This window comes from Streptomyces sp. NPDC021562, from assembly GCF_040640875.1.
Lineage (GTDB): Bacteria > Actinomycetota > Actinomycetes > Streptomycetales > Streptomycetaceae > Streptomyces.
This window is the reverse complement of the sequence record NZ_JBFACN010000001.1, coordinates 313,079-337,391: the sequence shown is the minus strand read 5'-3', so window position 1 is coordinate 337,391 and position 24,313 is coordinate 313,079. Positions and strand designations below refer to the sequence as shown.

Below are 24,313 nucleotides of genomic sequence, written 5' to 3'. Positions count from 1 at the left end.
CCACCCGCCGGTCGCCTATGTTGGCCGTGACGAAACTGTGGACGATGCCCGGGGGCGCTGAGGCCCTTCGCAGGCATCATGTGGAGGAGGCGCTGTGAGCAGCGACCCGTGGGGCCGCGTCGACGAGACGGGGACCGTGTACGTGCGTACGGCCGACGGCGAGCAGGTCGTCGGTTCCTGGCAGGCCGGCTCCCCCGAGGAGGCGCTGGCCTACTTCGAGCGCAAGTACGAGGGCCTGGTTGTCGAGATCGGCCTCCTCGAAAAGCGAGTGAAGACCACCGACCTGTCCGCGAAGGACGCCCAGGCCGCGATCGACCATCTGCGCGAGCAGGTGGAGGCGCACCACGCGGTCGGTGATCTGGAGGCGCTGCGCACCCGGCTCGCCGAGCTGGTGAAGACCGTCGAGTCGCGTCGCGAGGAGCGCCGCGCGCAGCGTGCCAAGCAGTCCGACGAGGCCCGGCAGGCCAAGGAGGACCTGGTCGTCGAGGCGGAGCAGCTGGCCCAGTCCGACCAGTGGCGGGCCGCCGGTGAGCGGCTGCGGGCCCTGGTGGACACCTGGAAGGGCCTGCCGCGTCTGGACCGCAAGTCGGACGACGAGCTGTGGCACCGCTTCTCGCACGCCCGGTCGGCGTTCTCCAAGCGGCGCAAGGCGCACTTCGCGCAACTCGACGCGCAGCGCGAGGACGCCCGCAAGGCGAAGGAGAAGCTGGTCGCCGAGGCGGAGTCGCTGTCCGGTTCGACGGACTGGGGTCCGACGGCGGCGCGCTACCGCGAGCTGATGGCCGAGTGGAAGGCCGCGGGCCGCGCTCAGCGCGAGCACGAGGACGACCTGTGGAACCGCTTCCGCGGCGCCCAGGACGTGTTCTTCGCGGCTCGCGGCTCGGCCTTCGCCGAACGCGACGCGGAGCAGACCGAGAACCTGAAGCTCAAGGAGGAACTGGCCGCCGAGGCCGAGAAGCTGCTGCCGATCACCGACCTGAAGGCGGCGCGGTCCGCCTTCCGTTCGATCAACGAGCGCTGGGAGGCGATCGGTCATGTGCCGCGGGACGCCCGTCCCAAGGTCGAGGGCCGGATGCACACGGTCGACCGGGCCATCCAGGAGGCCGAGGAGGCCGAGTGGCGCCGGACCAACCCGGAGGCACGCGCGCGTGCCGCGGGTCTGACCGGTCAGCTGCAGGCCGCCGTGGACAAGCTGAAGGCGGGGATCGAGCAGGCGCGCGCCCAGGGCAACACGTCGAAGGCGGAGAAGCTGGAGCGCGAGCTGGAGGGGCGCCAGGCGCTCCTGGACCAGGCTCTCAAGGGCCTCCAGGAGTTCGGCGGCTAGGAAGCCCGACGAGGAGCACGACGACACCGGGAGGGGCCCCGTACGCGGCGTACGGGGCCCCTCTCGTCCTTCTCGTCGTGTCGCGCCCGCCCGCTAGGAGCGGGTGCGCGCCGACGTCACCCGGTAGACGTCGTAGACGCCCTCCACGCCGCGTACCGCCTTCAGGACGTGACCCAGGTGCTTGGGGTCGCCCATCTCGAAGGTGAAGCGGGAGGTGGCCACCCGGTCGCGGGAGGTCTGGACGGCCGCGGAGAGGATGTTGACGTGCTGGTCGGACAGGACGCGGGTGACGTCCGAGAGCAGCCGGGAGCGGTCCAGCGCCTCGACCTGGATGGCGACCAGGAAGACCGAGGACTGGGTGGGCGCCCACTCGACGTCGAGGATGCGCTCGGGCTCACGTGACAGCGACTCCACGTTGACGCAGTCGCTGCGGTGGACCGAGACGCCGCTGCCGCGCGTGACGAACCCGATGATCGGGTCGCCGGGAACCGGGGTGCAGCAGCGGGCCAGCTTGACCCAGACGTCGTCGACGCCCTTCACGACCACGCCGGGGTCCTGGCTGCTGCGGCGCTTGCTGCGGCGGCCGCGGCTCGGCGGTACCGCCTCGTCGATCTCCTCGGTGGCCGCCTCCTCGCCGCCGAGTGCCTGCACCAGCTTCTGCACGACGTTCTGCGCGGCCACGTGGCCCTCGCCGATCGCCGCGTACAGCGAGGAGATGTCCGGGTAGCGCATCTCGTGCGCGAGTGTGACCAGCGAGTCGCCGGTGAGGATGCGCTGGATCGGCAGGTTCTGCTTGCGCATCGCGCGGACGATGGCGTCCTTGCCCTGCTCGATCGCCTCGTCCCGGCGCTCCTTGGAGAACCAGCCCCGGATCTTGTTGCGGGCGCGGGGCGACTTGACGAAGCCGAGCCAGTCGCGGGAGGGGCCGGCACCGGGCGCCTTGGAGGTGAAGACCTCCACCAGATCGCCGTTGTCGAGGGTCGATTCGAGCGGCACGAGCCTGCCGTTGACCCGCGCTCCTATGGTGCGGTGGCCGACCTCGGTGTGCACCGCGTACGCGAAGTCCACCGGGGTGGCGCCGGCCGGGAGCGCTATGACGTCGCCCTTGGGGGTGAAGACGAAGACCTCGTTGCGGGACAGGTCGAAGCGCAGGGACTCCAGGAACTCGCTGGGGTCCTCGGTCTCCTTCTGCCAGTCCAGCAGCTGCCGCAGCCAGGCCATGTCGTTGAGGTGGTCGTCCTTGCCCTTGCCGGACGACTTCGGCACGTCGGTGCGGACCTTGGAGGCGCCGGCGACCGCCTCCTGCTTGTACTTCCAGTGCGCGGCGATGCCGTACTCGGCGCGGCGGTGCATGTCGAACGTGCGGATCTGGAGCTCGACCGGCTTGCCGTTGGGGCCGATGACCGTCGTGTGCAGCGACTGGTACATGTTGAACTTGGGCATCGCGATGTAGTCCTTGAAGCGCCCGGGAACGGGGTTCCAGCGCGCGTGGACCGTACCCAGGGCCGCGTAGCAGTCGCGGACGGTGTCCACCAGGACGCGGATGCCGACCAGGTCGTAGATCTCCGCGAAGTCCCGGCCGCGGACGATCATCTTCTGGTAGACGCTGTAGTAGTGCTTCGGCCGGCCGGTGACGGTCGCCTTGATACGGGCGGCGCGCAGGTCGGACTGGACCTCGTCGGTCACTATGGCCAGGTACTCGTCGCGCTTGGGCGCCCGCTCGGCGACCAGCCGGACGATCTCGTCGTACATCTTGGGGTAGAGGATCGCGAACGCGAGGTCCTCCAGCTCCCACTTGATGGTGTTCATGCCCAGGCGGTGGGCGAGCGGCGCGTAGATCTCCAGGGTCTCGCGCGCCTTCTTCTCCTGCTTCTCGCGCTTGAGGTAGCGCATGGTCCGCATGTTGTGCAGCCGGTCGGCGAGCTTGATGACCAGGACGCGCGGGTCCTTGGCCATCGCGACGACCATCTTGCGTACGGTCTCCGCCTGCGCGGCCTCACCGAACTTGACCTTGTCGAGCTTGGTGACGCCGTCGACGAGCAGCGCGACCACGTCGCCGAAGTCCCGGCGCAGGTCCTCCAGGCCGTACTCGGTGTCCTCGACGGTGTCGTGCAGCAGGCCCGCCATCAGGGTCGCCGGGTCCATGCCCAGCTCGGCGAGGATCGTGGTGACCGCCAGCGGGTGCGTGATGTACGGGTCGCCGCTCTTGCGCTTCTGGCCGCGGTGCCAGCGCTCGGCGACCTGGTAGGCGCGCTCGATCTGGCGCAGCGTCGCGTTCTCGATCTTGGGGTCGTTGCTGCGGACTATGCGCAGCAAGGGTTCCAGGACCGGGTTGTACGGATTGGCGCGCTGCACGCCGAGCCTGGCCAGACGGGCGCGGACGCGGTTGGAGGAGCCGGTGCGCGAGGGCGTGCCGGTGTTGGGACGGGCCGTGGGCGGCGCCTCGGGGCGCTCGGCCGGGACCGGCTTGGGACGCGACTGCTCGGCCGACTTGTCGACGGGCGCGGACTGGGCGTGCTCCACCGGCCCGCGGGCGTCGTTCTTCGCGTGCGGTGTGTTCGGCGCGGGCTTGGCCGCGGCTGCCGAGGCGGGCTCGGGCTTGGCGGCGGTCAGGTGCTGGGCCTCGTCTGGCAAGAGGACTCCTCGTGCGCGATCCGGGTCCCCCAGTCAGGCCCCGGACAACCATGGTAGCGATCCGGCCGCCCCCGAACGTGCGGAGCCCGTCCGAACGGCCGCCCGGACGTCAACGCGGAGGGCGCCCGCCGGATTCCCGGCTTCCGTATGTGCAGCCATGCCGATGCCCAAGGAACAGCCCCGGGTGCGGACTCGAGGCCGGCACCCGGGGCTGTCTCGTTCCCGGAACTCTGCTCAGACGGTGAGTATGGCCTCCAGGGGCGCGCCCCTGAGCGCTGCCTCCAGGCGGGCCCGGCCGCTCAGGAAGGTCAGCTCCATGAGGACCGCGACGCCCGCGACCTCGGCGCCCGCGCGGTGGATCAGCTCGATCGAGGCCTCGGCGGTGCCGCCGGTGGCCAGCACGTCGTCGACGATCAGGATCCGGTCGTCCGCGCCGATGTCCTCGGCGTGCACCTCGATCTCCGCGGAGCCGTACTCCAGCTCGTAGGCCTGGCGCAGGGTGGCCCCGGGAAGCTTGCCCGCCTTGCGGACCGGGATGAAGCCGAGGCCGGCGCGGACGGCGACCGGGGAGCCCAGGATGAAGCCCCGGGCCTCCAGGCCGACGATCTTGGTGGCGCCGGTGCGCGCGGCGATCCCGGCGAGGGCGTCGGTGAGCGCGGTGAACGCGGCCGCGTCGGCCAGCAGCGGCGTGATGTCCTTGAACATCACGCCCTCCTCCGGGTAGTCCTCGACGTCCCGGATGCGGCTGAGCAGCAGCTCCTTGAGGTCGCTCATCGGCGCTTCCCGGAGGGACGGCCGCGGCTGCCGCGGGTGCGGGACGCCGGCTGGTTGCGCGGGCCGACGACGGCCGGTGCGGTGTCCTCCGGGTCCTCGCCGGCGCCCCGGGCCCCGGCCAGTTCCTCCTCGGCGGAGGCCTGCGCCCGCTTGGCGAGCACGCGCTTGCGCAGCGCCTTCATCTGCGGCTCCATCTCCTTGAGGTCGGCGACGAGCGGCGTGGCGATGAAGATCGACGAGTAGGCACCGGCGGCGAGGCCGACGAACAGCGACAGCGAGATGTCGTTGAGCGTGCCCGCGCCGAGGAAGCCGCCGCCGATGAACAGCAGACCGGCGACCGGGAGCAGCGCGACGACCGTGGTGTTGATCGAACGGACCAGGGTGCCGTTGATCGACTGGTTGGCGATGTCGCTGTAGGTGAAGCGGGTCTGCTTGGTGATGTCCTTGGTCTGCTCCTTGAGGCTGTCGAAGACGACGACCGTGTCGTAGAGCGAGTAGCCGAGGATCGTCAGCAGACCGATGACCGTACCGGGCGTGACCTCGAAGCCGACCAGGGCGTAGATACCGGTCGTGATGGTGATGTCGTGGATCAGCGCGACCAGGGCCGCGACGGCCATGCGCCACTCGAAGGCGATCGCCAGGTAGACCACCACGAGGATCATGAAGATCGCGAGGCCCTCCCAGGCCTTGTTGGCGATCTCGTCACCCCAGCTGGGCCCGACCAGGTCGGCGGCGATGGACTCGGGGTCCACGTTCATGTCCTTGGCCAGCGCGACCTTGGCCGCGTCCGACTTCGTGGTGTCCATGCCCGCGATCTGGATGCGCAGACCGCCCGTGCCGAGCTTCTGCACGACCGCGTCGTGGCCGGAGGCCTCCTTCGCGTAGGTCTCCGCCTGGGACACCGAGACGCTGGTCTTCCCGGTGGTGAAGACGGCGCCGCCCTGGAAGTCGATGCCCATGTTCAGGCCGCGCACCGCCAGGCCGAGGATGGCCGTGATGGTGATCAGGATGGAGACGCCGTACCAGATCTTGCGCTTGCCGACGAAGTCGTAGCTGATCTCGCCGCGGTGGAGTCGGGCGCCGAGGTTGCCGAGTTTCGACATCGCTCACGCTTCCTTCGGGTCGACAGGGCCGGCGGCGGGGCCGGCGGGACGGCGGGTGCGGCGCAGCGGGGGCTTGGCGCCCAGGCCCTTCGGGTCGAGCCCGGACCACTTGTGGCCGTTCGCGAAGAACGGGCGCCTGGCGAGGATCGTCATGAGCGGCTTGGTGAAGAAGAAGACGACCACCACGTCGAGCACGGTCGTCAGACCGAGCGTGAACGCGAAGCCCTGGACCTTGCCGACGGTCACGATGAAGAGCACGGCCGCGGCCAGGAACGACACGAAGTCGGAGACCAGGATGGTGCGCCGGGCCCGCGGCCAGGCCCGCTCGACGGCGGGACGCAGCGTGCGGCCCTCGCGGATCTCGTCCCGGATGCGTTCGAAGAACACGATGAACGAGTCCGCCGTGATACCGATCGCGACGATCGCACCGCAGACGGCCGGCAGGTTCAGCGCGAAGTGGATCGCGGGGCCGAGCAGCGCCATGATCACGTACGTGAGGATCGCGGACACCATCAGCGACGGGATCGCCACGACCGACAGGCCGCGGTAGAAGGCCAGCAGATAGATGATGACCAGGGCCAGGCCGATCGCGCCCGCGATCAGACCCGCGTGCAGCTGCTCGCCGCCGAGCGCGGCGGTCACGGTGGTGACGCTCTGCTCCTTGAAGGAGAGCGGGAGCGCGCCGTACGACAGCATGTTGGCGAGGCTCTGGGCCTCCGTCTGGGTGAATCTGCCCGAGATCTCGGCCTGGCCGCCGGTGATGGACTGGCTGACGTACGGGCTGGAGACGACCTGGCCGTCCAGGACGATGCCGAACTCGTTCTGCGGCTGCTGGTTCTTGGCCAGCTGGGCGGTGACGTCCGCGAACTTCTTGGATCCGCTGCCGGTGAAGGTCATCTGGACCTGCCAGCCGGCGGCGGTCTGCGTGTCGTAGACGGCCTGGGCCTTCTTGACCTCGGTGCCGTCGACGGCGGCCGGCCCGAGCACGTACTTGTACCAGACACCGGAGATCTTGCCGCAGGCCACGGTGGGGTCGGTGGGCTTGGCGGCCTTGCCGGCGGTGGTCTGAGCCGACTTCTTGGAGCAGTCCAGCGCGGCGTACTCGGCCTGCAGCTTGGAGGCCGCCGCGGAGGCCGAGGAGGAGGCGGAGGGGCTCGCGGACGCCTTGGCCGAGGAGGAGGCGCTCGCCGAGGGGGACGGCGTCGAGTCGGCCTTCAGGGCGTCGGTGACGGCGCGGCCCTGGGAGGTGGCGGAGGACGACGGGGACGCGGAGGACGACCCGGTCGCCTTCTGGGAAGCGCTGCTCGACGGGGAGGCGCTCGGGGAGGCGCTGGAGCTGCCGCTGGAGGACGCGCTCGGAGAGGCGCTCGGCGCGGCACCGGCGCTGGCCTCGCTGGCCAGGACCGGGCGGAAGTACAGCTTGGCGGTGGTGCCGACCTGCTGGCGGGCCTCCTCGGAGTTGGTGCCCTTGGGGATGTTGACGATGATGTTGCTCGTCCCCTGGGTCTGCACCTCCGCCTCGGACACACCGAGGCCGTTGACACGGCGGTTCATGATCTCGACCGCGGTGTTCATGTTGGCCTTGTTGATCGCGTTCGGCTGGCCCGGCTCGTTGTGCGCCTGGAGCGTGATGCTCGTACCACCGGCCAGGTCGATGCCGAGACGCGGCGTGGTGTTCCCGGAGGCGAACATCCCTCCGGTCAGCGCCACGATGGCGATCAGGATGAGGGCCAGCGAGCGCCCTGGCCTGCTCTGGGCGCTCGCGCTCCGGCCCCTCTTAGGTGCTGCCACCTTCTCGTACTCCCTCTCGGGCCGCCGTGCGCCTGGTCGGCGGCGCGGTCGGCCATGACATGGTGTCGGGATCCCGTACGGGAGACAGACGCGCCCGGGGTGCGAGGTGCGCGCGTGGTGCGCGCACCGCTCCCCGGGGCGCGGCTACTTCGCGTCGGAGTCGCCGTCGGTCTTCTTCGGCTCTTCGCCCGCCTTCGCCTCGGTGGTCCCGGCCTCGTCGGCCTTGGCCTCGGCGGTCTCCGCGACGCCGTCCTCGGCCGCGTCCTTCTTCCCGAGGTCGACGGCCTTGTCGTCGGAGGCGGCGGCAGCGTCGGCAGGCTCGTCGTCGGTCTCGGTGAGGGAGGAGGCGTCGTCCGGGACGACGTCGGAGTCGGACTTCAGGTCGTGCTCGATACCGTGCACGATGCGGTTGTACTCGTCGTCCGTGAGAACGGCGCCGATCGCGTTCTTCGCGAAGAGAAGCTCGACACCCGGGCCGGCGTCGAGGAGGACGGTGTCCTCGCTGACTTCCTTGACCGTCGCGTACATGCCCCCGATCGTGCGGACACCGTTTCCGGGCTGGATCTCGTTCCGCATCTGGTTGGCCTGCTGCTGGCGCTTCCTGGTGGAACGCGTCATCAGGAACATGGCCGCGATGAGGACGATGAACACGAGAAGAGGCAAGCTATTCACGGGACGGGGTTTCCTTCGCACAGCCGCGGCGGTGAGCGGCCTGGATGATGGGGGTGTGCTCGGCGCCGCCCGCAAAGGCGGCATCGGCGGAGTCTAAGCGAGTCCGCGCGCATGGAACAACGCTCAGCATGGCACCTGGGTTCCTGCCCTCGCCAATGCCCCGCCGTCACGAAGCGATCACGTCTGCCGCCGAGGCCTGGCGGACGGCCGGCGGAGCCCGTACGCGGTACGGCGGGTCCGCCGGGGCCGCGTCAGCTGTCGAACAGGTCCTGCTGGCCGGATCCGCCGGCCGCCCCGCGCGGGGCCGTCAGCCCCAGGTGGGCCCAGGCCGCGGGGGTCGCGACGCGGCCGCGCGGGGTGCGGGCGAGGAGGCCCTCGCGCACCAGGAAGGGCTCGGCGACCTCCTCGACCGTCTCGCGCTCCTCCCCCACCGCGACCGCGAGCGTCGAGAGGCCGACCGGGCCGCCGCCGAACAGCTTGAGCAGGGCCTGCAGGACCGCGCGGTCGAGCCGGTCGAGGCCGCGTTCGTCCACCTCGTAGACGGCGAGGGCGGCGTGCGCGATGTCGCGGGTGATCAGGCCGTCGGCCTTGACCTGCGCGTAGTCGCGGACGCGGCGCAGCAGCCGGTTGGCGATACGGGGAGTGCCGCGGGAGCGGCCGGCGATCTCGGCGGCGCCGGCCGGCTCGATCTCGACGTCCAGGAGGTGGGCCGAGCGGTGCACGACCCGTTCCAGCTCGTGCGGCTCGTAGAACTCCATGTGCGCGGTGAAGCCGAAGCGGTCGCGCAGCGGCGGCGGCAGCAGGCCCGCCCGGGTGGTGGCGCCGACCAGGGTGAACGGGGGCAGTTCGAGAGGGATCGCGGTCGCACCGGGGCCCTTGCCGACGATGACGTCGACCCGGAAGTCCTCCATCGCCATGTAGAGCATCTCCTCGGCGGGCCGCGACATGCGGTGGATCTCGTCGAGGAAGAGGACCTCGCCCTCCTGGAGGGAGGAGAGGATGGCGGCCAGGTCGCCGGCGTGCTGGATGGCGGGGCCCGAGGTGATCCGGATGGGGGCGCCCATCTCCGCCGCGATGATCATCGAGAGGGTGGTCTTGCCCAGGCCGGGCGCGCCGGAGAGCAGGACGTGGTCGGCGGTGGCGCCCCGCGCGCGTGCGGCGCGCAGCACCAGGTCGAGCTGCTCGCGGACCTTCTCCTGGCCGATGAACTCGCCCAGGTCCTTGGGGCGCAGGGCCGCCTCGACGGCCTGGTCCTCGCGGTCGGCGACGGCGCCCACCAGCCGCTCCGTGTCGGCGCCGGTGTCGGTCGTGTCGTCCCAGTTCATAAGTGATGTGCCTCAGCGGTGGTGGGTCAGCGGGCGCGGTTGAGGGTCTGGAGGGCGGCCTTCAGGAGCCGGCCCACCTCGGGGGTGCCGCCCGCCGCCTCGGCCTGCGGGGCGACCGCGGTGACGGCCTCGTCGGCCTCCCGGGTCGCGTAGCCGAGGCCGATCAGGGCGGCGTGCAGCTGGTCGCGCCAGCCCTGGGTGACGGGCGCGCCGACCGCGGGGGCGCCGACCGGTTCGCCGAGCCGGTCCTTCAGTTCGAGGAGCAGCTTCTGGGCGCCCTTCTTGCCGATGCCGGGGACGGCGATGAGGGCCTTCTCGTCCCCCGTGGCGACCGCGCGGCGCAGTGCGTCGGGGCTGTGCACGGCGAGCATCGCCTGGGCGAGCCGGGGGCCGACGCCGCTCGCGGTCTGCAGCAGTTCGAAGACCTGGCGTTCGTCGTCGTCCGCGAAGCCGTACAGGGTGAGCGAGTCCTCCCTCACCACCAGCGACGTGGCGAGTTTGGCCGGCTGGCCCGTCCGCAGCCCGGACAGGGTGTTGGGCGAGCACTGGACGGCGATGCCGATCCCTCCGACCTCGACGACCGCGGAGTCCGGGGCGAGGGCGGCGACCGGGCCGCTGACGAAGGCGATCATGCCGTACGGCCTTTCGTTGCGTTGGCTGCGTGCAGGGCCACGGCCTGCTGGAGTCGGTTCTGGGCGGGGGCGCGCCAGATGTGGCAGATGGCGAGCGCGAGGGCGTCGGCGGCGTCGGCGGGCTTGGGCGGGGCGCCGAGCCGGAGCAGCCGGGTGACCATGGCACCGACCTGGGCCTTGTCGGCGCGGCCCGAGCCGGTGACGGCGGCCTTGACCTCACTGGGGGTGTGCAGGGCGACGGGGATGCCCCGGCGGGCGGCGCACAGCATGGCGACGGCGCTGGCCTGGGCGGTGCCCATCACGGTCCGTACGTTGTGCTGGCTGAACACCCGCTCCACGGCGACGAATTCGGGCCGGTGCTCGTCGAGCCACTGTTCGATGCCCTGCTCGATGGCGACGAGGCGATGGCCGAGCTCGCCGTCCGCGGGCGTCCGCACGACCCCCACGCCGACCATGGTGAGCGGCCGCCCGGCGACGCCCTCGACGACACCGACACCGCACCGGGTCAGCCCGGGGTCCACCCCCAGTACGCGCACCTTGCCCCCTCCCTTCGGTCACCTGTTTGTGCAGGCTAGCGGGTGCCACCGACAACGGCCGACATGGCGACGGGCCGACGGGTGTGTCCCGTCGGCCCGTTGCGTCCGTGCAGCCCTCGGCGGCGCTACGCGTCCACCTTCTCCATGACCTCGTCGCTGACGTCGAAGTTGGCGAAGACGTTCTGGACGTCGTCGCTGTCCTCCAGGGCGTCGATCAGCTTGAAGATCTTCTTGGCGCCCTCCTCGTCCAGTTCGACCTGCATGGTCGGGACGAAGTTGGCCTCGGCGGAGTCGTAGTCGATCCCGGCGTCCTGGAGGGCGGTGCGGACGGCGACCAGGTCGGTGGCCTCGCTCAGCACCTCGAAGGACTCGCCCAGGTCGTTGACCTCCTCGGCGCCGGCGTCCAGGACCGCGCCGAGCACGTCGTCCTCGGTCAGCTCGCCCTTGGGGACGATGACGACGCCCTTGCGGTTGAAGAGGTACGACACCGAGCCCGGGTCGGCCATGGAGCCGCCGTTGCGGGTCATGGCGACCCGGACGTCGGAGGCGGCGCGGTTGCGGTTGTCGGTGAGGCACTCGATGAGGACCGCGACGCCGTTCGGGCCGTAGCCCTCGTACATGATCGTCTCGTAGTCGGCGCCGCCGGCCTCGAGGCCGCCGCCGCGCTTGACCGCGGAGTCGATGTTCTTGTTCGGGACCGACTGCTTCTTCGCCTTCTGGATGGCGTCGTAGAGGGTCGGGTTGCCGTCGATGTCGACACCGCCCATCCGGGCCGCGACCTCGATGTTCTTGATCAGCTTCGCGAAGAGCTTGCCGCGCTTGGCATCGATCACGGCCTTCTTGTGCTTCGTCGTAGCCCATTTAGAGTGGCCGGACATCTGCCTGTCTCCTTCGCGTAACCCATCCAAACAACGAACGCCAGAGATCCTACTAGGACTCCGTCGCCCGGTTCGCGTGCACCATGTCGACGAACAGGGCGTGCACACGGTGGTCGCCGGTCAGTTCCGGGTGGAAGGACGTGGCGAGCGCGTTGCCCTGGCGGACCGCGACGATGTGGCCGTCGTGCTCGGCGAGCACCTCGACGTCGGCGCCCACGGACTCGACCCAGGGGGCGCGGATGAAGACGCCCTCCACAGGAGCGCCGTCGATGCCGCGCACGTCGACCGCCGACTCGAACGACTCGTTCTGCCGCCCGAAGGCGTTGCGGCGCACGATCATGTCGATGCCGCCGATCGTCTCCTGGCCCGACCGCGGGTCGAGGATCTTGTCGGCGAGCATGATCATGCCCGCGCAGGTGCCGTACACCGGCATTCCGGCCCGTACGCGCGCGCGGAGCGGGTCCATCACGCCGAACAGGACGGCCAGCTTGGAGATCGTGGTGGACTCGCCGCCCGGTACGACCAGGCCGTCCACCTCGGCGAGTTCCTCGGGGCGGCGCACCGGCCTGGCCACGGCGTCGGCCGCGGCCAGGGCGACGAGGTGCTCCCGTACGTCGCCCTGGAGCGCGAGCACTCCTACGACGGGAGTGGTCATCACCAGCCCCGGTTCGCGTAGCGCTCGGCCTCGGGGAGGGTGTCGCAGTTGATGCCGACCATGGCCTCGCCGAGGTTGCGGGACGCGTCCGCGATGATCTTCGGGTCGTCGTAGAAGGTGGTGGCCTTGACGATGGCGGCGGCGCGCTTGGCCGGGTCGCCGGACTTGAAGATGCCGGAGCCGACGAAGACGCCCTCGGCGCCGAGCTGGCGCATCAGCGCGGCGTCGGCGGGGGTGGCGACGCCACCGGCGGAGAACAGCACGACCGGCAGCTTGCCCAGCTCGGCGACCTCCTTGACCAGCTCGTAGGGGGCACGCAGCTCCTTGGCGGCGGCGTACAGCTCGTTGTTGTCGCAGCCGCGCAGCTTGGCGATCTCACCCTTGATCTGGCGCAGGTGACGGACGGCCTCCACGACGTTGCCGGTGCCGGCCTCGCCCTTGGAGCGGATCATGGCCGCGCCCTCGGCGATCCGGCGCAGGGCCTCGCCCAGGTTGGTGGCACCGCAGACGAAGGGGGTGGTGAACGCCCACTTGTCGGAGTGGTTGACCTCGTCGGCCGGGGTGAGGACCTCGGACTCGTCGATGTAGTCGACACCGAGGGACTGCAGGACCTGGGCCTCGACGAAGTGGCCGATGCGGGACTTGGCCATGACCGGGATGGAGACGGCCTCGATGATGCCCTCGATCATGTCCGGGTCGGACATCCGGGCCACGCCGCCGTCCTTGCGGATGTCGGCCGGGACCCGCTCCAGGGCCATGACGGCGACGGCGCCCGCGTCCTCGGCGATCTTCGCCTGCTCCGGCGTGACGACGTCCATGATCACGCCGCCCTTGAGCTGCTCGGCCATGCCGCGCTTCACGCGGGCGGTGCCGGTCTCGGGGGCCTGGTTGTCGATGGTGGACACGGGTGACCTCACTCGTTGAAAGAGGGTTTCTGCGAACACCGAGGAAACGCGAGCGGACCAGTCCACAGCAAGGGCCAATGGGAAGGCCGTGGATCCTTTTACCGGCCGGCTGCCCCGCTAGACCGCGCGCTCCGCCAGAGCCGCGGGCGGCTCGTCGTCCATCTCGAAGGCCATGGGGAACGGGGCGTGTCCGGCCAGCCGGAACCAGCGGACCTTGCGGTGTTCGCGCAGCCTGCGGGCCGCGCCGACGGCGTCGTTGTGGAACCGGCGGGCCATCGGCACCCGGCGCACGGCCTCCCCCAGCTCGTTCGCCGCCGCCTCGCCGCCGGGCGCCTCACGGACCTCCTCCACCTGCTGCGGCTCCTCGAAGACGGCGCGCAACGCCTGGCTCAGCTCGCTCTCGGCGACCTCCCGCTGCTCCTCCTCGGCCTGCCGGGCGGCGTGCGCGGCCTCGTAGAGCACGATCGAGGCGGCCGGGTCCAGCACGCCCGAGGTGGCCAGCTCCTGGGCGACGGAGGCGCGCCGCAGCAACTGGGCGTCCAGGGCGGCGCGGGCGGCGTCGATCCGCGCGTGCAGCCGGTCGAGCCGCCCGGCGGTCCAGCTCAGGTAGAGGCCGGTCACCACGAGGGCGGCGAGAACACACAGGGTCCAGACGAGCGTTGCGGTCACGGGCGGAACGCTATAGGAAGCGCCGGCGGCAGCGCCCTCCCAGCCGAGCTCCCGGCCGAGCTCCCTAGTCCCGCGCCAGCCCGAACCGTGCCCGCAGCCCCGGGCGTTCGTCCGCCGCCACCGCCGCCGCTCCCGCGGTCACCGTCTCGTAGACGGAGAGGATGTCCGCGCCGACCGTCGACCAGTCGAACCGGCGCACGTGGACGCTGCCGCGCTCCCGCAGCTCCGCCCGGCGCTCCGGGTTCTCCAGCAGCCGTACCGCCGCCTGGGCCAGCGCGTCGGCGTCCTCGTTGGCGAAGAGCTCGCCGGCCGCTCCCTGGTCCAGGACCTGGGCGAAGGCGTCGAGGTCGGAAGCGAGGACGGGGGCGCCGGCGGAAAGGGCCTCCACCAGGATGATGCCGAAGCTCTCACCGCCGGTGTTGGGCGCGATGTACAGGTCGAGGCTGCGCAGGAAGCGGGCCTTGTCCGCGTCGCTGATCATGCCGAGGAACTCGACGCGCGAGCGCAGCTCGGCGGGCAGGGACTCCACCGCGGCCTCCTCGTCACCCCGGCCGGCCACCAGGAGCCTGGTCCCCGGGCGGGCGGCGAGGATCGCGGGGAGGGCCTTCATCAGCACCGGCAGGCCCTTGCGGGGCTCGTCGATACGGCCGATGAAGCCGATGGTGCCCCCCTGCCACTCGGGGCGCGGCTCGGCCTTGGCGAAGAAGTCGACGTCGACGCCGTTGGGGATGACGACCGCGTCGCCGCCCAGGTGCTCGACGAGAGTGCGGCGGGCGTACTCGCTGACCGCGATCCGGGCGCTGATCTTCTCCAGGGCGGCCTGGAGGATCGAGTACGCGGCGATCATCGCGCGGGACCGCGGGTTGGAGGTGTGGAAGGTCGCCACCATCGGGCCCTGCGCCGCCCAGCAGGTCAGCAGGCCGAGCGAGGGCGAGGTCGGCTCGTGGATGTGGACCACGTCGAACGCGCCCTCGTGCAGCCAGCGGCGCACCCGCGCGGCGGACAGCAGGCCGAAGTTGAGCCGGGCCACCGAGCCGTTGTAGGGCACCGGGACCGCACGGCCCGCCGAGACGACGTAGGGCGGCAGCGGGGTGTCGTCGTCGGCGGGGGCCAGCACGGAGACGTCGTGGCCGAGGCGGATGAAGTACTCGGCGAGGTCACGGATGTGGAACTGGACGCCCCCGGGGACGTCCCAGGAGTACGGGCAGACGATGCCGATCCTCACGACGGTCCCTTCGCGGGGTCGAGATCGGCGAGCCACAAACGCTGGAGCATGTGCCAGTCCTCCGGATGGTCGGCGATCCCGGTGGCGAAGGCGTCGGCCAGCGCCTGTGTCATGACAGACGTCCTCGAGGTCCGGTCACCTGACTCGGGTACCTCGATCGGGGCGTGGACGCGCCCCTTCATGACGGGGGTGTCGTCGTACCAGAGCGTCACGGGAAGCAGGTGGGCGCCGGTCTGCTGGGCGAGCAGGGCCGGGCCCGCGGGCATCCTGGCGGTGGCACCGAAGAAGTCGACCTCGACGCCGGACGCGGACAGGTCGCGGTCGGCGACCAGGCAGACCAGGCCGCCGTCGCGGAGCCTGCGGGCCAGGGTGCCGAAGGCGGAGCCGCCGCTGTGCGGGAGGACCTCCATGCCGAGTCCCTCGCGGTAGGCGACGAACCGGTCGTAGAGGGTCTCCGGCTTGAGGCGTTCGGCGACCGTGGTGAACGGGGTCTTCAGCTCGGTGGTGACCCAGGCGCCCGCGAGGTCCCAGTTGGCCAGGTGCGGCAGCGCGAGGATCACGCCCCGGCCGGAGGCGAGGCCGTCGGTGAGGTGGTGGAGGTCCTTGGGGGCGAAACCGGCCCGGACGCGCTGCTCGCTCCAGGCCGGGAGCCGGAAGGACTCCATCCAGTAGCGCAGGTACGACCGCATGCCCGCCCGGGAGAGTTCGCGCAGCCGCTCCGGGCCCGCGTCGGGCCGCACGCGCGCGTAATTCGATTCGAGCCGTTGCACGCCCTTGCCGCGCCGCTTCCAGGCGAGGTCCGCGAGGGAGTCGCCGAGGCGCACCGCGACCGGTTCGGGGAGCTTCTTGACGGTGCCCCAGCCCATTCCGTACAGGGCGTCGGTGAGCCGCTCCGCGGCGGTCACTGGGTGGCCTCCGTGCCGTGCGGGGCCCGCTCGCCCTCGGCCGCCGCCTCCGCCTCGGCGGACTCACGGCGCACGGTGACGACCCGCTGCACCAGGGTGACCAGGCTGCCCGCGGCGACGATCCACAGGGCGATGGGGAGCAGGATCTGGATGCCCGGGACGCCGAACTTGTGGAATCCGGCCAGACCGGCCGCCACCAGCGAGATGACCAGCCGCTCGGCGCGCTCCACGAGCCCGTTGACCGCGACCGGGAGCCCGATGGACTCGCCGCGCGCCTTGGTGTACGACACCACCTGGCCGCTGGCCAGGCAGAAGATCGAGACCGCGCACAGGACGTCGTTGTCGCCGTTGCCCGCGTACCAGAGGGCGAAGCCGCCGAAGATCGCGCCGTCGGCGACCCGGTCCAGGGTGGAGTCGAGGAAGGCGCCCCAGCGGCTGGTGCGGCCCAGCTGACGGGCCATGTTGCCGTCGACCAGGTCCGAGAACACGAACAGCGTGATCACGATCGTGCCCCAGAAGAACTCGCCCCGGGGGAAGAAGACCAGTGCGCCCGCGACCACTCCGGCCGTACCGAGGAGCGTGACCGTGTCCGGGCTCACGCCCCGGCGGATGAGAAACGCGGCGAACGGTGTGAGGACACGCGTGAAGAATGCACGCGCGTACTTGTTCAGCATGGCCTTCCCGACGGTCGTTGCGCCGTGCGGCCCCTGCTGGCCACCCCGGCTGGCCCATCGTAGCCACGCGCGCGTGTGTGCGACGGGCGGGCACTCTCGGACGGCCCCCGCGGCCGGGGCCGCCGGGGCCGCGCGGGCACGATCGCGTCCTTCGTATGGACGCACCGTGACAGGAGTGGAAAGCTCGAATGACCGCGGGCGTCGTCGGAGCCGCCACCGCACGCGGCCCGGCCTGCCCGCGCCCACAGAGACCTCACCGTGCACGGGAGGCAAAACCATGGGCGACAAGGTCAAGGAACACGCCGGAGCCGCCGGCAGGGCTACGGCGGCCGACCACCCCGCGTCCGTACGGAATGTGGTGCTGGTCGGCCACTCCGGAGCGGGCAAGACGACATTGGTGGAGGCTCTCGCGCTGACCGCGGGAGCGGTGAACCGGGCGGGCCGCGTGGAGGACGGCGGCACCGTCTCGGACTACGACGACATCGAGCACCGGCAGCAACGCTCCGTACAGCTGTCGCTGGTGCCGGTCGACTGGAACGGAATCAAGATCAACCTCCTGGACACCCCGGGGTACGCCGACTTCGTCGGCGAGCTGAGGGCCGGTCTGCGCGCGGCGGACGCGGCCCTCTTCGTCGTCTCGGCCTCCGACGGGGTGGACGGCTCGACCCGGATGGTGTGGGAGGAGTGCGCGGCCGTCGGGATGCCGCGGGCGATCGTCGTCACGCACCTGGAGGCCGCCCGCGCGGACTTCGAGGAGATGACCCGGGTGTGCGCCGAGGCCTTCGGCGGCGACGACCCCGACGCCGTGCTCCCGCTGTACCTGCCGCTGCACGGCCCGCAGGGCCCGGACGGGCACGCACCGGTGACGGGTCTGGTCGGGCTGCTCACGCAGAAGCTGTTCGACTACTCCTCCGGGGAGCGCAAGGAGTCCGAGCCCGGGCCCGACCGGCTCCCGGACATCGACGAGGCCCGCAACCGGCTCATCGAGGGGATCATCTCGGAGAGCGAGGACGAGACGCTCATGGACCGCTATCTGGGCGGCGAGCAGATCGACCTCAAGACGCTGATCGAGGATCTGGAGCGGGCCGTCGCCCGCGGCACCTTCTTCCCCGTCCTGGCCGCCGCCCCCGCGGCGGAGGGCGCCCGCCAGGGGCTCGGCACGGTGGAACTGCTGGAACTGGTCACGGGCGGCTTCCCGACGCCGTTCGAGCACCCCACACCGGGGGTCACCACGGTCGACGGCGAGCCGCGCGAGATCAAGCCGTGCGACACCGCCGGTCCGCTGGTCGCCGAGGTGGTGAAGACCGCCTCCGACCCCTACGTCGGCCGGGTCTCGCTGGTGCGGGTCTTCTCCGGCACCCTGCGCCCGGACGAGACGGTGCACGTCTCCGGGCACGGGCTGGCCGACCGGGGCCACGAGGACCACGACGTCGACGAGAAGATCGGCGCGCTGTCCACCCCGTTCGGCAAACAGCAGCGGCCCGTCACCCACGTCATCGCCGGTGATCTCGCCTGTGTGGCGAAGCTGGGCCGCGCGGAGACCGGGGACACGCTCTCGGCCAAGGACGACCCGCTGCTCATGGAACCGTGGGAGATGCCCGACCCGCTGCTGCCGCTCGCCATCGAGGCGCACAGCAAGGCCGACGAGGACAAGCTCTCGCAGGGGCTCGCCCGACTGGTCGCCGAGGACCCGACCATGCGGCTCGAACAGAACCAGGACACCCACCAGGTGGTGCTGTGGTGCCTCGGCGAGGCGCACGCGGACGTCGCCCTGGAGCGGCTGCGCAGCCGCTACGGCGTCCAGGTCGACGTCGTACCGCACAAGGTGTCGCTCCGCGAGACCTTCGCCGGCAAGTCCGCCGGACGCGGCCGGCACGTCAAACAGTCCGGCGGGCACGGGCAGTTCGCGATCTGCGAGATCGAGGTGGAACCGCTGCCCGGCGGCTCGGGCATCGAGTTCGTCGACAAGGTGGTGGGCGGTGCGGTGCCCCGGCAGTTCATCCCGTCGGTGGAGAAGGGCATCAGGGCGCAGGCCGCCAAGGGGGTCGCCGCCGGCTACCCGCTGGTCGACGTGCGGGTCACCCTGCTCGACGGCAAGGCGCACTCGGTGGACTCCTCCGACGCCGCCTTCCAGACGGCCGGCGCACTGGCGCTGCGGGAGGCGGCCGCGGACGCCAAGATCCATCTGCTGGAACCGGTGGCCGAGGTCTCCGTGCTGGTCGGCGACGACTACGTGGGCGCGGTGATGAGCGACCTGTCCGGGCGGCGCGGCCGGGTGCTGGGCACCGAGCAGACCAGCGGCGGACGCACCCTCGTCAAGGCCGAGGTGCCCGAGTTCGAGATCGGCCGGTACACGGTCGACCTGCGGTCCCTCTCGCACGGCACGGCCCGCTTCAGCCGCTCCTACGCGCGGCACGAGGCGATGCCGCCTCAGGTCGCCGAGAAGATTCGCGAACAGGTGAAGGAAGCCTCGTAATTCGGCCGCACGATCGACAACAGCGCCTTCGGCGGGCGGCTTCGGCCGTCCGCCGACGGTTGTCGGTGGCTGGGGATACTCTGAGTACTTGATCAACAGGTGTGCGGAGTACGGAAGTCGGGAAGGCCGCAGGAGCGGGACGGCGGCAAGTGGGGGCGGGAATGAGCTTCGAGGACTTCTTCGGGCCACAGGTGCCGAGGCCGGGCGGCGAGGCGCAGGCCCCGACCTATGCCCTGGCGTCGGCGGCCTACCGGGACACACCCATGGAGGAGATCAAGAAGGCCGACAACGAATGGCACAGGTCCACGGTCAACGAGGGCCGCAGGTGGGCGAAGATCTTCCGGCCGAACTTCGGTGAGGCGTACTCGCAGGCGATCATCGACCGCATGCTGGGCGTCGGCCGCAAGCCGCTCATCCAGTCCTTCGGCAGCGAACCCCAGGTGGTCGTCGAGCACTGCCTCGCCGCCAACCGCATCCGCAAGGAGCGCGACCAGCGGCTGACCGCCGTCATGTTCGTGTGCGGTGTGCTGTTCCTGCCCGGCCTGCTGCTCTTCCTGCTCGTCTTCCAGCTCCGGGCGACCATGCTCAAGGCGGACAACAAGCGGGTCTCCGGGCTCGGCAGCGCGCTGCTGGCCGCCGTCGGCGTCCTTGCGGTGCTGTTCATGATCAAGATGCCGTTCGGCGGCTTCTGGGGGTGGTACGCGCGCGGCTGCGTGGTGCTCCCCGTCGTCGGGTGGTACCTGGCCAAACGGCTGTGCGAGCGGACCGCGCAGGACCTGCGCGCCGCCTGGGGCGGGCTGCTGTCCGGGGGCAGCGTCGGCGCGAAGGTGCCCGAGGCCGTGCCGACCAGCCCCGACCAGGCCGCCGCCGAGCAGCTGCGGCAGTCGCTGGCCCGGCTCAGCGCCGAGCAGCAGTCCAACTCGGTCTTCTACGCCGGCCCCAAGGGCATACTCGGCATGGGCACCCGCTGGGGTTCCTGGCACCTCGCGGAGGAACTGGTCCCGCTCGACCCGGTCAAGGGCGTCCACGAGTTCCGGGCCTGGACGGTCGTGCGGGAGATCGAGAAGGAACTGAGCGTGCTGCACCGGCAGCACCTGAAGACCGGCGGTTTCCCGGAACCCCAGGTCAGGCACTGGATCGTCACCCATGTCGGGGAGGGCGCCAAGGAGGTGTCCCGGCCCGAGGGCACCGACTACAAGGTGGGGCCCAAGGACGTCGAGGACATCTGCAACAACAACCACTTCGACAAGGGCGACCGGCACTACCTCGGCGTGCAGTGGCCGCACCTGTGGAACGGCGAACTGATCATCACGATGATGGCCACCGTGACCGTGCTGAAGGAGACCCTGCGGATCGACGTCACCGGGCACGCCCTCGGCCCGGTCAACGGCCTGTTCAGCGTCAAGCCCGAGGCGCCCACGAAGACGGTCGCCAAGACCGTGCGGTTCTGGGAGACGCGGACCGTCAAGCTGCCGCTGGTCACCCCGGACGAGGTGGTCCGGCTGAGCGCGCGGGCCACCGTCAGCTGGTATCCGCCGCTGCTGAAGTGGCTCGGCGGTTCGATAGGTCTGCCCGAGCCGTTCGGCCTGCGGCACGCCTGGGCCGACCAGCCCTGGAAGCACCGCTTCATGGCCGACGACGCGTTGCGCGCGGCCACGCCGATACTGCGGGCCGTGCACCGGGCGGCACTGCGGGTGCTCAAGGAACACGACGTCGACATCGACAAGTTCAGCAGCCGCGCCTCGGTGCTCAGCGGGTCGGTGCAGGACGCCGCGCCGAAGAAGGCGGACACCTACGACGCGTAGCGAGCGGGGCGGGGGCAGGGGTCAGCTCGCCGGCCATGCCTCCGCCAGCATCGTGCGGGTGTCCGCCAGCAGCTGCGGGAGCACCCGGGTGTGGCCCACCACCGGCATGAAGTTCGTGTCGCCGCCCCAGCGCGGGACGATGTGCTGGTGCAGATGGGCGGCGATGCCCGCGCCGGCCACCGTGCCCTGGTTCATGCCGATGTTGAAGCCGTGGGCGCCGGACGCGGTGCGCAGCGCGGTCATGGCCTGCTTGGTCAGCTCGGCGAGTTCCACGGTCTCGGGGCCGGTCAGGTCCGTGTAGTCGGCGACATGGCGGTACGGGACCGTCATCAGGTGTCCGCCGTTGTACGGGTAGAGGTTGAGCACCGCGTAGACGTGCTCACCGCGCCGGACGATCAGTCCGTCCTCGTCCGACTTGGCCGGGATCGAGCAGAAGGGGCAGCCGTCGTCGGCGCCTGGGCCGGTCGGCTTGTTCTCACCCTGGATGTAGGCCATCCGGTGGGGTGTCCACAGGCGCTGGAACGCGTCCTGCGTCCCCACTCCGATCTGCTGCTCCGGCTCACTCGTCATGCTAGGCAGCATATGGCTTCGCCCGTTCGCGGCGTGTCGCCGGGGCCGGGCCGGGGCGATCGGCGGCGAAGCTGGGCGGATGGACGACGACAGCCGGCTGGCGGACTGGGAGCGGCGGACCGATCTGCCGCTCGTCATCGCGTCGCTGGTCTTCCTGGGCTCGTACGCGGTGCACGTCCTGCTGCCGGGGCTGCCCAAGGCCGCGCACGCCTTCTTCCTGTCGCTGATGTACGCGGCCTGGGCGGCGTTCGGCGTCGACTACGCGGTGCGCTGGCGGCTCAGTGGCGAGGGGCCGGGGTTCGTACGGCGGCACTGGCTGGACACCGTCGTGCTGGCGCTGCCCCTGCTGCGCCCGGTGCAGGTCGTACGGACCTACGAGTCGATCCAGCGTCGGCGCGGTGAGCCCCGGCTGGGGCTGCACGCGCGCGTGGCGGCCTATTCGGGGTTGTCGATCTCGCTGCTGGGGTTCTCCGGCGCGCTCGCCGTCTACCAGGCCGAACGCGCGGCCCCGAACGCCACGATCCGCACCTTCGGCGACTCCCTCTGGTGGACCTGTTCGACCCTGTCCACCGTCGGTTACGGCGACTACGTCCCGGTCACCACCCTGGGGCGGTTCATCGCCGTGGGGCTGATGGCCTGCGGCCTGGCGCTGCTGGGGACGGTCACGGGCTCGTTCTCGTCCTGGATGCTGCAGCGGTTCTCCCTGGGCGAGGAAGAGGACGGGCCCCCGGGGAGCTGATCCCCGGGGGCCCGCGCGACCGGCCTGGATCAGACCTGGGTCCGCTCCTCGACGACCTTCACGATCTTGGCGATGGCCTCGTCGAACGGGATGCCGTTCTCCTGCGAACCGTCGCGGTAGCGGAAGGAGACCGAACCGGCCGCCATGTCCTCGTCGCCCGCGATGACCATGAAGGGAACCTTCTGCTTCTGGGCGTTGCGGATCTTCTTCTGCATCCGGTCCGAGGAGGCGTCGACCTCGACCCGCAGGCCCTTCTTCTTCGCCTCGGCGGCGAACCTGTGCAGGTAGTCGACGTGCGCGTCCCCGATCGGGATGCCCACCGCCTGGACCGGCGCGAGCCAGGCCGGGAAGGCGCCCGCGTAGTGCTCCAGGAGGACCGCGAAGAACCGCTCGATGGAGCCGAACAGGGCGCGGTGGATCATCACCGGGCGCTGCTTGGAGCCGTCGGCGGAGGTGTACTCCAGGTCGAAGCGCTCGGGCAGGTTGAAGTCCAGCTGGACGGTCGACATCTGCCAGGTGCGGCCGATGGCGTCCTTGGCCTGCACGGAGATCTTCGGGCCGTAGAAGGCGGCGCCGCCCGGGTCGGGGACGAGCGGGAGACCCTGCTTCTCGGCGACCGCACGGAGCGTCTCGGTGGCCTCCTCCCAGACCTCGTCGGAGCCGACGAACTTCTCCGGGTCCTTGGTGGACAGCTCCAGGTAGAAGTCGGTGAGGCCGTAGTCACGCAGCAGGTTCAGCACGAAGGTGAGCGTCTTGTCGAGCTCCTCCGCCATCTGCTCCTTGGTGCAGTAGATGTGCGCGTCGTCCTGCGTGAAGCCGCGGGCCCGGGTCAGGCCGTGCACGACACCGGACTTCTCGTACCGGTACACGGTCCCGAACTCGAAGAGGCGCAGGGGCAGTTCACGGTAGGAACGGCCGCGCGCGTCGAAGATCAGGTTGTGCATCGGGCAGTTCATGGGCTTGAGGTAGTAGTCCACGCCCTCGTCGAGCTGCATGGGCGGGTACATGCCGTCGGCGTACCAGTCCAGGTGCCCGGAGGTCTCGAAGAGCTTCCCCTTGGTGGCGTGCGGGGTGTAGACGAACTCGTAGCCCTCCTCCTCGTGCCGGCGGCGCGAGTAGTCCTCCATCACGCGGCGGACGATGCCGCCCTTGGGGTGGAAGACGGCGAGGCCGGAGCCGATCTGCTCCGGGATGGAGAACAGGTCGAGTTCGTTGCCCAGCTTGCGGTGGTCGCGCTTCTCGGCCTCGGCGAGGAAGTCCAGGTACGCCTTCAGCTCGTCCTTGGACGGCCAGGCGGTGCCGTAGATGCGCTGGAGCATGGGGTTCTTCTCGCTGCCGCGCCAGTAGGCCGCCGCGTTGCGCATCAGCTTGAACGCCGGGATCAGGCGGGTGGAGGGCAGGTGGGGGCCGCGGCAGAGGTCCTTCCAGCACAGCTCGCCGGTCTTGGCGTCCAGGTTGTCGTAGATCGTCAGCTCACCGGCGCCGACCTCGACGTCCGCGCCGTCGTCCGAGGACGCCGAGCCCTTCAGGCCGATCAGTTCGAGCTTGTACGGCTCGCCCGCCAGTTCCTCGCGGGCCGCCTCGTCGGTCACCACCCGGCGCGAGAAGCGCTGACCGCGCTTCTGGATCTCCTGCATCTTCTTCTCGATGGCCTTGAGATCCTCGGGCGTGAACGGCTTGTCGACGTCGAAGTCGTAGTAGAAGCCGTCCTTGACCGGCGGGCCGATGCCCAGCTTGGCCTCCGGGAAGATCTCCTGGACGGCCTGGGCCATGACGTGGGCGGTGGAGTGCCGCAGGATGTTGAGGCCGTCCTCGGAGGAGATCTCCACCGGCTCCACGACCTCGCCCTCGGCGGGCGCGTACGCGAGGTCCTTGAGCTCCCCGGCCACCCGGGCGGCGATGACCGCACGCTCGCCGGCGAAGAGCTCGGCGGCCGTAGTGCCCGTCGTCACCACGCGCTCTTCCCGCTCGGAATCGCGTTGGATGATCACACGGACGTCTGACACCGGTCTCTCCTGACT

At 70.8% G+C, this 24,313-nt stretch carries 21 protein-coding genes; 4 read left to right on the top strand and 17 right to left on the bottom strand.

From position 1 onward, the window contains the following. Positions 1 to 94 precede the first annotated feature (94 nt). Positions 95 to 1,324 carry a DUF349 domain-containing protein gene (locus AB0G52_RS01600; protein WP_132889268.1) on the top strand — a complete coding sequence of 410 codons (1,230 nt, stop codon included), beginning with the start codon at positions 95 to 97 and terminating at the stop codon, positions 1,322 to 1,324. Positions 1,325 to 1,417: 93 nt separating this feature from the next. Here AB0G52_RS01600 and AB0G52_RS01595 read toward each other — a convergent pair whose 3' ends face one another. From AB0G52_RS01595 to pgsA, 15 genes are all read right to left on the bottom strand, one after another. Further along, positions 1,418 to 3,958 carry a bifunctional (p)ppGpp synthetase/guanosine-3',5'-bis(diphosphate) 3'-pyrophosphohydrolase gene (locus AB0G52_RS01595; protein ID WP_132889267.1) on the bottom strand — a complete coding sequence of 847 codons (2,541 nt, stop codon included), beginning with the start codon at positions 3,956 to 3,958 and terminating at the stop codon, positions 1,418 to 1,420. Positions 3,959 to 4,192: 234 nt separating this feature from the next. Further along, positions 4,193 to 4,732 carry an adenine phosphoribosyltransferase gene (locus AB0G52_RS01590; protein ID WP_132889266.1) on the bottom strand — a complete coding sequence of 180 codons (540 nt, stop codon included), beginning with the start codon at positions 4,730 to 4,732 and terminating at the stop codon, positions 4,193 to 4,195. Beyond that, complete coding sequence (gene secF / locus AB0G52_RS01585; RefSeq protein WP_132889265.1) at positions 4,729 to 5,835, bottom strand: protein translocase subunit SecF; 1,107 nt, start codon at positions 5,833 to 5,835, stop codon at positions 4,729 to 4,731. Before secF ends, AB0G52_RS01590 begins: the two co-directional genes overlap by 4 nt. Before the next feature lie 3 nt (positions 5,836 to 5,838). Continuing rightward, positions 5,839 to 7,626, bottom strand: coding sequence for a protein translocase subunit SecD (gene secD, locus AB0G52_RS01580; protein WP_207921738.1), 1,788 nt, complete (start codon positions 7,624 to 7,626; stop codon positions 5,839 to 5,841). Positions 7,627 to 7,770: 144 nt separating this feature from the next. After that, positions 7,771 to 8,298 carry a preprotein translocase subunit YajC gene (gene yajC / locus AB0G52_RS01575; RefSeq protein WP_132889262.1) on the bottom strand — a complete coding sequence of 176 codons (528 nt, stop codon included), beginning with the start codon at positions 8,296 to 8,298 and terminating at the stop codon, positions 7,771 to 7,773. Between the two features lie 251 nt (positions 8,299 to 8,549). Further along, complete coding sequence (gene ruvB / locus AB0G52_RS01570) at positions 8,550 to 9,623, bottom strand: Holliday junction branch migration DNA helicase RuvB (protein WP_132889261.1); 1,074 nt, start codon at positions 9,621 to 9,623, stop codon at positions 8,550 to 8,552. A gap of 26 nt (positions 9,624 to 9,649) precedes the next feature. Continuing rightward, positions 9,650 to 10,255 (bottom strand): Holliday junction branch migration protein RuvA, encoded by a 606-nt coding sequence (gene ruvA, locus AB0G52_RS01565; protein WP_132889260.1) that lies wholly within the window; start codon positions 10,253 to 10,255, stop codon positions 9,650 to 9,652. Further along, complete coding sequence (ruvC, locus tag AB0G52_RS01560) at positions 10,252 to 10,791, bottom strand: crossover junction endodeoxyribonuclease RuvC (protein WP_132889259.1); 540 nt, start codon at positions 10,789 to 10,791, stop codon at positions 10,252 to 10,254. Before ruvC ends, ruvA begins: the two co-directional genes overlap by 4 nt. A gap of 125 nt (positions 10,792 to 10,916) precedes the next feature. Further along, positions 10,917 to 11,669 carry a YebC/PmpR family DNA-binding transcriptional regulator gene (locus AB0G52_RS01555; protein ID WP_132889258.1) on the bottom strand — a complete coding sequence of 251 codons (753 nt, stop codon included), beginning with the start codon at positions 11,667 to 11,669 and terminating at the stop codon, positions 10,917 to 10,919. Positions 11,670 to 11,721: 52 nt separating this feature from the next. Continuing rightward, positions 11,722 to 12,324, bottom strand: coding sequence for a pyridoxal 5'-phosphate synthase glutaminase subunit PdxT (gene pdxT / locus AB0G52_RS01550; protein WP_132889257.1), 603 nt, complete (start codon positions 12,322 to 12,324; stop codon positions 11,722 to 11,724). Continuing rightward, on the bottom strand, positions 12,324 to 13,229 hold the full coding sequence (gene pdxS, locus AB0G52_RS01545; RefSeq protein WP_132889256.1) for a pyridoxal 5'-phosphate synthase lyase subunit PdxS: 906 nt from the start codon (positions 13,227 to 13,229) through the stop codon (positions 12,324 to 12,326). The genes pdxT and pdxS overlap by 1 nt, the downstream gene beginning before the upstream one ends. 117 nt (positions 13,230 to 13,346) lie before the next feature. Further along, the gene (locus AB0G52_RS01540) at positions 13,347 to 13,898 is read right to left on the bottom strand and encodes a hypothetical protein (protein WP_132889255.1); all 552 of its coding nucleotides are present in this window, start codon (positions 13,896 to 13,898) and stop codon (positions 13,347 to 13,349) included. Positions 13,899 to 13,962: 64 nt separating this feature from the next. Then, positions 13,963 to 15,123, bottom strand: coding sequence for a glycosyltransferase family 4 protein (locus tag AB0G52_RS01535; RefSeq protein ID WP_132889254.1), 1,161 nt, complete (start codon positions 15,121 to 15,123; stop codon positions 13,963 to 13,965). After that, positions 15,120 to 16,028, bottom strand: coding sequence for a phosphatidylinositol mannoside acyltransferase (locus AB0G52_RS01530; protein WP_132889253.1), 909 nt, complete (start codon positions 16,026 to 16,028; stop codon positions 15,120 to 15,122). The genes AB0G52_RS01535 and AB0G52_RS01530 overlap by 4 nt, the downstream gene beginning before the upstream one ends. Next, complete coding sequence (pgsA, locus tag AB0G52_RS01525) at positions 16,025 to 16,702, bottom strand: phosphatidylinositol phosphate synthase (RefSeq protein ID WP_132889252.1); 678 nt, start codon at positions 16,700 to 16,702, stop codon at positions 16,025 to 16,027. The genes AB0G52_RS01530 and pgsA overlap by 4 nt, the downstream gene beginning before the upstream one ends. Positions 16,703 to 16,979: 277 nt before the next feature. Between pgsA and AB0G52_RS01520 the strand changes: the two genes are divergently transcribed. Both AB0G52_RS01520 and AB0G52_RS01515 read left to right on the top strand, forming a co-directional pair. Next, a complete protein-coding gene (locus AB0G52_RS01520; RefSeq protein ID WP_361332694.1) occupies positions 16,980 to 19,178 on the top strand; it encodes an elongation factor G-like protein EF-G2 in 2,199 nt (732 codons plus the stop codon). A 161-nt stretch (positions 19,179 to 19,339) separates the two neighbouring features. After that, positions 19,340 to 20,983, top strand: a complete 1,644-nt coding sequence (locus tag AB0G52_RS01515; protein WP_132889250.1) for a hypothetical protein — start codon at positions 19,340 to 19,342, stop codon at positions 20,981 to 20,983. 21 nt (positions 20,984 to 21,004) lie between these two features. Here AB0G52_RS01515 and AB0G52_RS01510 read toward each other — a convergent pair whose 3' ends face one another. Continuing rightward, positions 21,005 to 21,565 (bottom strand): HIT domain-containing protein, encoded by a 561-nt coding sequence (locus AB0G52_RS01510; protein ID WP_132889249.1) that lies wholly within the window; start codon positions 21,563 to 21,565, stop codon positions 21,005 to 21,007. Between the two features lie 67 nt (positions 21,566 to 21,632). On the opposite strand from AB0G52_RS01510, the gene AB0G52_RS01505 reads away from it, so the two are divergent. Beyond that, positions 21,633 to 22,292 (top strand): potassium channel family protein, encoded by a 660-nt coding sequence (locus AB0G52_RS01505; RefSeq protein ID WP_132889248.1) that lies wholly within the window; start codon positions 21,633 to 21,635, stop codon positions 22,290 to 22,292. 29 nt (positions 22,293 to 22,321) lie between these two features. Here the strand turns inward: AB0G52_RS01505 and thrS are convergent, their stop codons facing one another. Further along, positions 22,322 to 24,298 carry a threonine--tRNA ligase gene (gene thrS / locus AB0G52_RS01500; protein ID WP_132889247.1) on the bottom strand — a complete coding sequence of 659 codons (1,977 nt, stop codon included), beginning with the start codon at positions 24,296 to 24,298 and terminating at the stop codon, positions 22,322 to 22,324. Positions 24,299 to 24,313 lie beyond the last annotated feature (15 nt).